Genomic DNA, 9312 nt, shown 5'->3' on the forward strand with positions numbered 1-9312 from the left:
GTGCTTTCAAGACAGAAGCCTTCACGCTTTTGTTCATGATTGCACAGCTTCTGTGAACAGAACGTAATCAATCCTAGGGCGGTTCCCTGAGGTGGCGGGGTCACGCCGACGGGCTTGCGGGCCCTTCACGGAGCAATTGCAACAGCGCCGCCATATCGGCCGGCAAAGGCGCTTCAAACCGCAGGTTTTCGCCCGTCACCGGATGCTCAAAGCCCAAAACAGCGGCGTGCAGCGCTTGACGGGGGAAGGCGCGGATGGCCTCGGCGGTGGCCTCGGGCAAGGCCGCTTTGGCCAGCTTGCGCCGCCCGCCATAGGTCGCATCCCCCACCAAACCGTGGCCCGCGTGAGACATATGCACGCGGATCTGGTGCGTGCGCCCCGTTTCAAGCCAGCATTCCAGCAGTGCCAGAACGGGTGGCGTGCCAAAACGTTCAACCGTGCGGGCGCGGGTTACGGCGTGGCGGCCGCCTTGGAACAGCACCGCCTGCCGCTGGCGGTCGGTCTTGTGCCGCGCCAGTTGGGTGGTCATACGCAGGATGTTTCCCGCCTCAAAGGATGCGCCCTTAACACCGCGCAGACGCGGGTCATTGGCATCCGGCACACCGTAGACAAGCGTTTGATAATACCGCTCAACCGTATGTTTTTCGAACTGCGCCGCCAGCCCGTGATGCGCCGCGTCGGATTTGGCGACAACCAGCAGTCCCGTGGTGTCCTTGTCAATCCGGTGCACGATGCCGGGCCGCTTCATCCCGCCCACGCCCGAGAGATCATCGCCACAGTGTGCTAACAATGCGTTAACCAGCGTGCCGGAAGGCGAGCCCGGGGCGGGATGCACCACCATGCCCGCTGGTTTGTCGATCACGATCAGGTCGTCATCTTCGAACACCACCGACAGGGGGATATCTTCGGGCAGGATGTGGCTCTCTGCCGCTTCTTCCACCGTGATCTGCACCGCCTGCCCTTCTGCCACTTTGGCGCGGGGGTCTTGGACTTTGACACCGTCCAGCGTCACGGCCCCGTCGGCGATCAACCGGCCCAATCGCGTGCGCGACAGGTTCGCTTCCTCTGGCACATCGCGGGCCAGCGCCTTATCAAGACGGGCGGGCGGGCTATCGCCCAGAATGAAATCAATGCGGCGGTGAGACATGGACACGAACAACCCTGATGAACCGGCGAACCTGCGGTTTCTGCGGCGGATGGTGACGGTCTTGACCGTCGTGATGATTGGCGGGGTTCTAGTGCTGATCTTCGTGCTTGTCACCCGTCTGAGCGATCAAGGCCCGACCATGCCGCGCAGCATTACCCTGCCCGATGGCAGCAGCGCCCAGGCATTTACGCAAGGGCGCGGCTGGTATGCGGTGGTGACGGATGCGGATGAGATCCTGATCTTTGACCAGTTGACCGGCGAATTGCGCCAGACGGTAGCGATCGAATAATCAGCCGCGGATCGTTTTGGCGAAGGTCGAATATATCGGCTCGTTCGAGCAGATAATCTCGCCGTGCTGCAGGATATTGCGCTCAGGACGGATCGCCTCGACAAGGCCACCGGCCTCTTTGACGATCAACATGCCTGCGGCCACGTCCCACGGCTTCAAACGACGTTCCCAAAACCCATCGTAGCGGCCCGAAGCGACGTAAGCCAGATCAAGCGAAGCCGCACCCCAGCGGCGCACACCGGCGCAAACGGGCAAAAGACGGCCCAGATCCTTCAGCGTTTCGGGAAGATCGGCACGGCCACCGAAAGGCAAGCCCGTGGCAAAGATCGATTCAATCATGCGGTGACGGCCCGACACGCGCAGGCGGCTTTCGTTCATCCAAGCGCCAGTGCCTTTTTCGGCAAAGAACATCTCATCCTTGGCAGGGTCGAAAACCACCCCGGCAACGATTTCGCCCTTATGCTCCAACGCGATGGAGACGGCCCAATGCGGCAGGCCGTGCAAGAAGTTGGTCGTGCCATCCAGCGGGTCGACGATCCAACGGCGCGTTGGGTCTTGGCCCTCTTCCTCGCCGCCCTCTTCGGCCAGCCAGCCGTAGGTCGGGCGCGCGCCCATCAGGTCGTCTTTGATGATCTTCTCGGCGCCAATGTCGGCTTTGGTCACGAAATCGCCCGCACCTTTGACCGAGACCTGAAGGTTCTCGACCTCGCGGAAATCCTTGACCAATGCACGCCCCGCTTTGCGTGCCGCTTTGATCATGATGTTAAGATTCGCACTGCCGATCATTGTTCGCGCCCTTTGATGGATAAGGCGGGACGTATAGGGCGCAAGAGCGCAATTGCCAAGGGGGCAGAAACCTAGGCCGCTGGGGCATTCTTACGCAGCGTGCGGGTTGTTTTAAAAGCACAAGGTGACACCTTGGACCCAAAGCAATCAGCCCGAAGGAAATCCCATGTCCGACCAGATGCAAAAAATCGTCCTCGCCAGCCGCCCTGACGGCGCGCCCACCCCTGAGAACTTCCGCCTGGAAAGCGCGAATATGCCCCAGCCGGGCGACGGGGAAATATTGGTCGAAGTGCACTACATGTCGCTTGATCCCTATATGCGGGGCCGCATGGATGATGCGAAATCCTATGCGCAGCCGGTGCCTATTGGCGGGCTCATGGAGGGCGGCAGCGTCGGCAAGGTGGTCGCCTCCAATGATCCAAGCTTTAACGTTGGCGATTTTGCCTTTGGTGCCTTTGGATGGGCGACCCACGGCGTTGCCCCGGCCAAGCAGTGCCAAAAGGTCGACGCCGAAGCCGTGCCGATCACCGCCTCGCTTGGTGTGCTGGGGATGCCCGGATTGACCGGTTGGTACGGGCTGAACGAAATCGGCCAGCCGGAAGAGGGTGAGACGCTTGTCGTCGCGGCCGCCACGGGGCCTGTCGGGTCGATGGTGGGGCAGTTGGCCAAGGCCAAAGGGCTGCGCACCGTCGGCATCGCGGGCGGGGCCGAGAAATGTAAGATCGCCACGCGCGACTTCGGCTTTGACATCTGTCTTGACCACCGCGCCTATGACGACGCCAAATCCCTGCGCGCCGCGCTGAAAGAGGCCGCGCCGGATGGCGTTGATATTTATTACGAAAACGTCGGCGGCAAAGTGCTGGATGCGGTACTGCCGCTGATGAACCCGCATGGCCGTATCCCGCTTTGCGGCATGATCGCGTGGTACAACGCGGGCGGGCTTGGTGCCGACGCGGAGGGCGCTGGCCTCACCGCGCCGCGGCTGTGGCGAACAATTTTGGTGAATTTCCTCACCGTGCGCGGCTTCATCATCTCGAACCACTGGAACCGCATGCCGGAGTTCCACCGCGAGGTGGCCCCGATGGTCGCGGATGGACGTGTGAAGGTGAAAGAGGACATCACCGAGGGGCTAGAGAATGCGCCGCAGGCGTTCATCGACATGCTGAATGGCGGCAATACTGGCAAGGCTATCGTTAAGGTAAAGTAAGCATTGCGCATAGCTTTGGCCCGGAAACTAGCCGCAGGCGCCGGGCCATCGCCCGCCCGTTCCCCGGGTAGGCGACTTGATGAGGCAAGGCGCTGCCCCTCAGCAACCCTCAGGCCCGCTGCAACTTCCGCGCCTCTTGCCCGGCCAGTTTCAACAACTCATCCATAAACGGTTTGCCCAGATCATCCTTGCGCACCGCCGCATAAAGCCGCCGCGTTATACCCTGCGCCGTCAAAGGCCGCGTGACGTAATCCGACGAATATTTCACCTCGCGCACCACCCAGTCCGGCAGGACCGACACCCCGCGATTGGACGCCACCAATAGCAAGATCACCGCCGTTAGCTCAACCTGTCGGATCGCTGCAGGCTCGACCTTGGCGGGGATCAACAACTGGCTGAACACATCCAGTCGCGTCCGTTCCACCGGGTAGGTAATGAGCGTCTCACCACGAAAATCAGCCGCCTCCACAAAGGGTCTCTCGGCCAGAGGGTGGCTTTGCGACGCCACGAAAACCGGATTGTAATCAAAGAGTTCGACAAACTCGACCCCCGGCAGTTCTTCGGGATCCGATGACACCACCAGATCAACCTCTTCGCGCAGCAGAGCGGGCAGCGCGTCAAATGCCAGACCAGGGCGGATATCCACATCCACATCCTGCCAATGCCGCCGGAACTGTTCCAACACCGGGAAAAGCCACTCGAAACAAGCGTGACATTCAATGGCGATATGCATCCGCCCCGTGCTGCCTGCCCTCAACCCCGAAAATTCATCTTGCAAGGCTTCGACCTGTGGCAAGACCTGCTGCGCCAGTTTCAACAACCTCTGCCCGGCGGGCGACAGCTTCAACGGTTTTGAGCGCCGGACAAACAACTCAACCCCCGCCTGATCCTCCAAGCCCTTCACCTGATGACTTAACGCCGATTGCGTGATATTCATCTGATCCGCCGCGCGGGCCAGCCCGCCCGCCTCGTGAATGGCCTTGATTGTGCGCAGGTGACGGAACTCAATGTGCATGTGAGGCATTACTCATGTTCAAGATGAATGTTATGAGTTTGTCTCACAAGGCTAGATGTGAGACAAGACGTGAAACCGCCAAAAGGATCTCTCAATGACCACGCCTGCCGTTTCCTTCGAAGTCTTCCCGCCCCGCACCGTTGGCGCGGCGTTCAAACTGTGGGATGCAGCTCAGGCGCTGGCCCCACTGGCGCCGCGTTTCTTCTCGGTCACCTATGGCGCGGGTGGCACGACCCGGGATCTGACCCATGATTCGGCCCATGTGCTGCACCGTACCTCCGGTCTGCCTGTCGCCGGGCACCTGACCTGCGTGGGGGCCAGCCGCGCGGAAACCATGGAAGTCGCCGATAAATTCGCCGAAGCGGGCATCAAAGACATCGTCGCCCTGCGCGGCGATCCGCAGGCGGGCACCGACAAGTTCGAGCCGCATCCAGACGGTTTTGCCGATAGCTGCGAGTTGATCGAGGCGCTGGCGAAAACCGGCAAATTCACCATCCGAGTGGGCGCCTACCCCGACCCGCACCCCGAAGCGGCCGACCAGCAGGCCAATATCGATTGGCTGAAACGCAAGTTCGACGCGGGCGCGGACGAGGCGTTGACCCAGTTCTTCTTTGAAGCCGATACCTTTCTGCGCTTCCGCGACGCCTGCGTCAAAGCGGGCATCGACAAGCCGATCACGCCGGGCATCCTGCCAGTGGTCAACTGGACCTCAGCCCGCAAATTCGCCGTCAAATGTGGCACGCCCATCCCGGAATGGGTCGACCAAGCCTATGAAGCGGCGATCCGCGATGACCGTCATGACCTGCTGGCGCAAGCCATGTGCACCGAACTGTGCAGCGAATTGATCGACGAGGGCGTGGACGCACTGCATTTCTACACGCTCAACCGCGCCGAACTGACCCGCGATGTTTGCCGCGCCATCGGTGTGACGCCGCAGGTTGATCTGTCGGACGTCGCGTAAACTTGGCACCTCGGGCGCAGGGGCTTGCCCCTGCCCCGCTCGGGCGTATCCTCCGGCGAAATTCATCTGCCGGAGAAGACCATGCCCCGCATCGCCCAAAGCCCTGCTGACCTTTTGTCCCAATCCGAGGCCCTGAAACTGTCGGGGCTGGAGTTCATGCAGGCCATCCTCGACGGCACCAACCCCGGCCCGCCCATTGGCCAAACCATGGGCTATGCGCTGCATTCGGTCGAAGAAGGCCGCATTGTTTTTCGCGGCGCGCCGAGCTTCGCCATGACCAACCCGATGGGCACGGTGCATGGCGGCTGGTACGGCACGCTGCTCGATTCGGCGATGGCCTGCGCGGTGATGACGAAAGTGCCGCGCGGCTCGGTCTATACCACTTTGGAATACAAGATTAATATCCTGCGGGGCCTGCCCTTGGGGATGGAGATCGACTGCATCGGCGTGACCGATCACGTAGGCCGCTCCACCGGTGTGGCGCATGGTGAAATACGCGGGGTCGAGGATGGCAAACTCTATGCCACCGGCTCAACCACCTGCATCGTGATGAAGTTGGGCTAACGCCATCCATGAAAAAACCCCGGCGTGGACGGCGCCACGCCGGGGTCAAAACTCTTTCGGCAAAGAGTTAACCGTTCAGATCAGTCCCAGAAACCTTCGTCAACGCTGGGCAGCGCTTCCAGTTTTTCTTCGCTCAGACGGGTAACATAGGCATAGGTTTGGTCGTCGACGGCCACGAGGTTCACGTCGGGCGTAGAAATCATGACATGTTTGTCACCGATATCAAGGAAACCACCGACTTCGGCCACGATACCGACCATTTGGCCATTTTTGGACAGAACGATGTCTTCGATCTCACCGATCTCGTTCCAGTCGGTGCCGATTTCGGAATATGCCGTGTTGGGGCTCCATTCGTCGCCGGCTTCGTTGATGGTGAAGATCTCTCCACCGGTGATATCCCGCGAGCGGATCAGATCGCCGCGCATCTCGTTCATCGCCACACTGTCGAGGTTGGAATGGTCGACCATATGGGCTTCTGCGAAAGCGGCGGTGCCTGCGATTGTCAGGGCAAGGGTGCTGGCTGTGAGCGTTTTCATGTCTCTCTCCTCTTTCGTCAATTGCTGTGGTTACAACGAAAGCTGAGGGTGAACGTTCCAGAAAAGGCTTAGATTCTATGGGTTAGCGTGGAAACGCCGGCGCGGCACTACGCGGCCAGCCCTCGCGGAAAGGCGCTAGTCTCACTGGAAAGAGTGGCCGATGCACGAAAAGTGGGGGGGGGGGATGGTACCACCTCCTGGTCTCGAACCAGGGACCTCTTGATCCACAATCAAGCGCTCTAACCAACTGAGCTAAGGCGGCACTGGGGCGGATTTAGCGCCCGTGGTAGAGGAATGCAAGACCTCAGGGACAGAAGAATGGTCGGTTTTCGGCAGAATTTTCACGTCTTCCCGACCATCGCCTTTTCCGGGGGAAACTTCGGTGGCTGGCCACTGGTTCTTGCGCCCCTGCCCCTACACCGCGCCTTGTTCAGCCCTTTCGGCTCAGAGGTGTGCCAAAAAACGGCATCAGAGCCCACCACGTGCCGCATAGAGGGTCAGCGTTTCCCGCACGCATCCGCACCATGCCGAATCCCGGTCGCCACAGTCCCGCAACACCGCAAGATCCCTTGCCTTTTCCGCCACTCCGCGCTAGCGATAAGCCCCACCAAACCGGAGGCTCCCATGGGCATCGACACCGAACGCGATATCGAAGCAAACCTGCAAATCGGCCCGACCGACAAAGGCATGGTCCGCCTTTTTGTCGAAGGGGACGGCGTTGAAATTCCGATGGATTTCACGCCCGAGGAAGCCCGCGAAATCGCCGAAGAAATCATGGCCGCAGCGAACCGCGCGGGCAAAAAGGGGCGTTAAGCCCCCTTGAGGGACAGGCAGCCCGCAGGGCATTGCGTTCTTCCAGCGCTCTGCCAAGGCACTACTTTCGAAGCAAAAACTGCGCTCAGCCCCACTATCAAGACCAGTTCGGCGCCATATCTGGATCGCGCAGCCGGTGCAGGCGCCGGGCGGCATGGGTCGCGAACTTTTGCACCATCACCTTGCGCCGGGCGGGCGCAAGCTTGGTCTCGTCGCTCATTCGCACAATCTCGGCCCCATAGGCGTCACCGATGATAAGGCCGCTTTCCTCCGGCAGCAGCTCTACCGGAAAATCACTGTCGACGGCCCAAAAGAACCGGTCCGCCCATTCCAAATAGCCCTCCCATTTTGCGTCGCCCATGAAATCGGCGCGGCAGGATTTACATTCGACGATCCAAATCTCCCCCTTCGGGCCAAGTGCCATCACGTCCACCCGCAGGCCGCGCGTTGGCACCAGTTCCTCAACAGAGGCGAAACCCAGATCGGCCAAATGCCGCATCACCCCCCGCGCCAGAAGCTGACCGGGTTGGAACTGTCGTATCTCGTTTTCCATCATAGCGACAAGTATGAACATTTAGTGAACATTCGCAAGAGCCCAAACCGGAAAGTTTGGTATTTCCCCCACAACCCCCTATCTTCAAACAAGCAAAGCGAGGGGGGCCCATGGCACAACGCGAACCGATGAGTGAGACACAGGCGCGCGGGGTGCGCTATGCCCGTGAATTAGAGGGCCATTTGACATGGCTCGACACATTCTCTGGCACGGCGCTTGGTGTCCTCGCCGTGGCCTCGGGCATCTACACCTACCTTGGCGTCTCCTCACTGCTCGATGACAACGGCGCCATGTCGGCCTTTGCCGCGATCGCCTATTCCGTGGCGGTTTCGGTCGGTATCTTCGTCTTTTGGTCCTATCTCCTGCGGCTCTTCCCTGCCGTGCGCACGACACGGGCGCGGATGGGGCTTTTGGGGGCGATGGGTCTCGGCTCTGTGGCGATCATCGCGATGTCGAGTTGGCTGAACGCCGCGGCGCTGGCCGGGTCGGCGGCGGTCGAACAGCATCTGGCCGAGACGGTGCAGGACTACCAAGGCGCGCTGGAGCGCACCCATGAAATCGCTCTTTCCGCTCAAGGGCTTGAGCGTGACGTGGCGCGGGTCAGACAGAGTTTCGAGGACCTGAGCGAACAAGAGGCCGCAGGCAGCCTTTCGGGCCTTGCCGGGCGCGGCGCGGTCTTCCGCGTCCTGCGGCAGAAATCGGCGGAATTGGCAGGGCTAGAGGCGCAGATCGCCACGCAGACCCCGCTGGTGAATGATGCCTTTGCCGAAGGAAACCAAATCCTCAGCCGGATGCGCGCGCTGACGGTAGAGCCCGGCCCGGTCCAAGCACGCTCGGTCGAGTTTTCCGAACAGGCCGTGCGCCTTGCCGGTCTGATCACCCGTTTGCGGCAACTTTCGGTGGCACCACTGGTTGAACGCGCGGCGCAGGATTTGGCGGCCTCCGTCGTGCTGCCGGAACTGGACGGCAGCAACGAAGAACAGCGCGGCGCGCAGGGCGCAACGATCACCTCGGTGCTCGAAGTGCTGGCGCAGCGCGCAGCGACATTGGAACGCGCGGCGCAGGATGTGCAGGCCATGCCGCCCGCCGCCGACACGACCTATACCCCGATTTCCAGCGCCGATGCGGTGATCCTCTATGCGCGCAACTTCGTGCCCTCTTGGGCCGGTGCGATTGCGATTGACCTGTTGCCCGCCGTGCTGGTGATGATCCTCGCCATTACCCAAGGCGCGATCCGCTCTGGCCGCGAGGGGGCCGCGGTCGAAGACACGCTGACCCTTGCCGAGCTGCGCGCAGCACTGGCCGCCGTGCGCGATGTCGATGTGGCGATGCAAGAAAGCCCCGCCCACAGACGCCCCACCGCCGAAGCCGCCCCTTTGCCCGATGAGAGCGTGCGTGAAGACGCCCCCGGCCACGTCACGCCGATAAAAAGCACATGAGC

Annotated in this window: 11 protein-coding genes and 1 tRNA gene; 6 read left to right on the plus strand and 6 right to left on the minus strand. The window is 61.2% G+C overall.

Annotation, left to right across the window (positions count from 1 at the left end; translation table 11 throughout):
* Positions 1-100: 100 nt before the first annotated feature.
* Positions 101-1147 (minus strand): RluA family pseudouridine synthase, encoded by a 1047-nt coding sequence (locus A3722_RS00110; protein WP_067624483.1) that lies wholly within the window; start codon positions 1145-1147, stop codon positions 101-103.
* On the opposite strand from A3722_RS00110, the gene A3722_RS00115 reads away from it, so the two are divergent.
* A complete protein-coding gene (locus tag A3722_RS00115) occupies positions 1146-1436 on the plus strand; it encodes a DUF6476 family protein (RefSeq protein WP_067624480.1) in 291 nt (96 codons plus the stop codon). The two genes, A3722_RS00110 and A3722_RS00115, sit on opposite strands and share 2 nt — an antisense overlap.
* Here A3722_RS00115 and A3722_RS00120 read toward each other — a convergent pair whose 3' ends face one another.
* Complete coding sequence (locus tag A3722_RS00120; RefSeq protein WP_067624477.1) at positions 1437-2222, minus strand: inositol monophosphatase family protein; 786 nt, start codon at positions 2220-2222, stop codon at positions 1437-1439.
* Positions 2223-2388: 166 nt separating this feature from the next.
* On the opposite strand from A3722_RS00120, the gene A3722_RS00125 reads away from it, so the two are divergent.
* Positions 2389-3429 (plus strand): NADP-dependent oxidoreductase, encoded by a 1041-nt coding sequence (locus A3722_RS00125; protein WP_067624474.1) that lies wholly within the window; start codon positions 2389-2391, stop codon positions 3427-3429.
* 109 nt (positions 3430-3538) lie between these two features.
* Here A3722_RS00125 and A3722_RS00130 read toward each other — a convergent pair whose 3' ends face one another.
* Entirely contained in the window at positions 3539-4444 is a 906-nt protein-coding gene (locus A3722_RS00130) for a LysR family transcriptional regulator (RefSeq protein ID WP_067624470.1), read from the minus strand.
* 94 nt (positions 4445-4538) lie between these two features.
* Here A3722_RS00130 and metF point away from each other — a divergent pair, with 94 nt between their 5' ends.
* Together metF and A3722_RS00140 are read left to right on the plus strand one after the other, a co-directional pair.
* Positions 4539-5405 (plus strand): methylenetetrahydrofolate reductase [NAD(P)H], encoded by an 867-nt coding sequence (metF, locus tag A3722_RS00135; RefSeq protein ID WP_067624467.1) that lies wholly within the window; start codon positions 4539-4541, stop codon positions 5403-5405.
* Between the two features lie 81 nt (positions 5406-5486).
* Positions 5487-5969, plus strand: a complete 483-nt coding sequence (locus tag A3722_RS00140; RefSeq protein WP_067624465.1) for a PaaI family thioesterase — start codon at positions 5487-5489, stop codon at positions 5967-5969.
* A gap of 80 nt (positions 5970-6049) precedes the next feature.
* Here A3722_RS00140 and A3722_RS00145 read toward each other — a convergent pair whose 3' ends face one another.
* Entirely contained in the window at positions 6050-6505 is a 456-nt protein-coding gene (locus A3722_RS00145; RefSeq protein WP_067624464.1) for a PRC-barrel domain-containing protein, read from the minus strand.
* Between the two features lie 185 nt (positions 6506-6690).
* Positions 6691-6767, minus strand: a tRNA-His gene (locus A3722_RS00150).
* Between the two features lie 362 nt (positions 6768-7129).
* On the opposite strand from A3722_RS00150, the gene A3722_RS00155 reads away from it, so the two are divergent.
* Positions 7130-7318, plus strand: coding sequence for a DUF6324 family protein (locus tag A3722_RS00155; protein ID WP_067624462.1), 189 nt, complete (start codon positions 7130-7132; stop codon positions 7316-7318).
* A gap of 97 nt (positions 7319-7415) precedes the next feature.
* Here A3722_RS00155 and A3722_RS00160 read toward each other — a convergent pair whose 3' ends face one another.
* Positions 7416-7892: an MmcB family DNA repair protein gene (locus A3722_RS00160; protein WP_236627296.1), complete on the minus strand. Its 477-nt coding sequence runs from the start codon at positions 7890-7892 to the stop codon at positions 7416-7418.
* A gap of 89 nt (positions 7893-7981) precedes the next feature.
* Here A3722_RS00160 and A3722_RS00165 point away from each other — a divergent pair, with 89 nt between their 5' ends.
* Positions 7982-9310 (plus strand): hypothetical protein, encoded by a 1329-nt coding sequence (locus A3722_RS00165; protein WP_067915836.1) that lies wholly within the window; start codon positions 7982-7984, stop codon positions 9308-9310.
* Positions 9311-9312: the final 2 nt, after the last annotated feature.

The sequence above is a fragment of the Sulfitobacter sp. HI0027 genome (assembly GCF_001634775.1).
GTDB lineage: Bacteria > Pseudomonadota > Alphaproteobacteria > Rhodobacterales > Rhodobacteraceae > Sulfitobacter.

What these genes read in the sequence shown, in the direction of transcription:
- A3722_RS00115 (WP_067624480.1), top strand. Translation starts at nt 1,146, where the DNA reads ATGGACACGAACAACCCTGATGAACCGGCGAACCTGCGGTTTCTGCGG.
- A3722_RS00110 (WP_067624483.1), bottom strand. Translation starts at nt 1,147, where the DNA reads ATGTCTCACCGCCGCATTGATTTCATTCTGGGCGATAGCCCGCCCGCC.
- A3722_RS00120 (WP_067624477.1), bottom strand. Translation starts at nt 2,222, where the DNA reads ATGATCGGCAGTGCGAATCTTAACATCATGATCAAAGCGGCACGCAAA.
- A3722_RS00125 (WP_067624474.1), top strand. Translation starts at nt 2,389, where the DNA reads ATGTCCGACCAGATGCAAAAAATCGTCCTCGCCAGCCGCCCTGACGGC.
- A3722_RS00130 (WP_067624470.1), bottom strand. Translation starts at nt 4,444, where the DNA reads ATGCACATTGAGTTCCGTCACCTGCGCACAATCAAGGCCATTCACGAG.
- metF (WP_067624467.1), top strand. Translation starts at nt 4,539, where the DNA reads ATGACCACGCCTGCCGTTTCCTTCGAAGTCTTCCCGCCCCGCACCGTT.
- A3722_RS00140 (WP_067624465.1), top strand. Translation starts at nt 5,487, where the DNA reads ATGCCCCGCATCGCCCAAAGCCCTGCTGACCTTTTGTCCCAATCCGAG.
- A3722_RS00145 (WP_067624464.1), bottom strand. Translation starts at nt 6,505, where the DNA reads ATGAAAACGCTCACAGCCAGCACCCTTGCCCTGACAATCGCAGGCACC.
- A3722_RS00155 (WP_067624462.1), top strand. Translation starts at nt 7,130, where the DNA reads ATGGGCATCGACACCGAACGCGATATCGAAGCAAACCTGCAAATCGGC.
- A3722_RS00160 (WP_236627296.1), bottom strand. Translation starts at nt 7,892, where the DNA reads ATGTTCATACTTGTCGCTATGATGGAAAACGAGATACGACAGTTCCAA.
- A3722_RS00165 (WP_067915836.1), top strand. Translation starts at nt 7,982, where the DNA reads ATGGCACAACGCGAACCGATGAGTGAGACACAGGCGCGCGGGGTGCGC.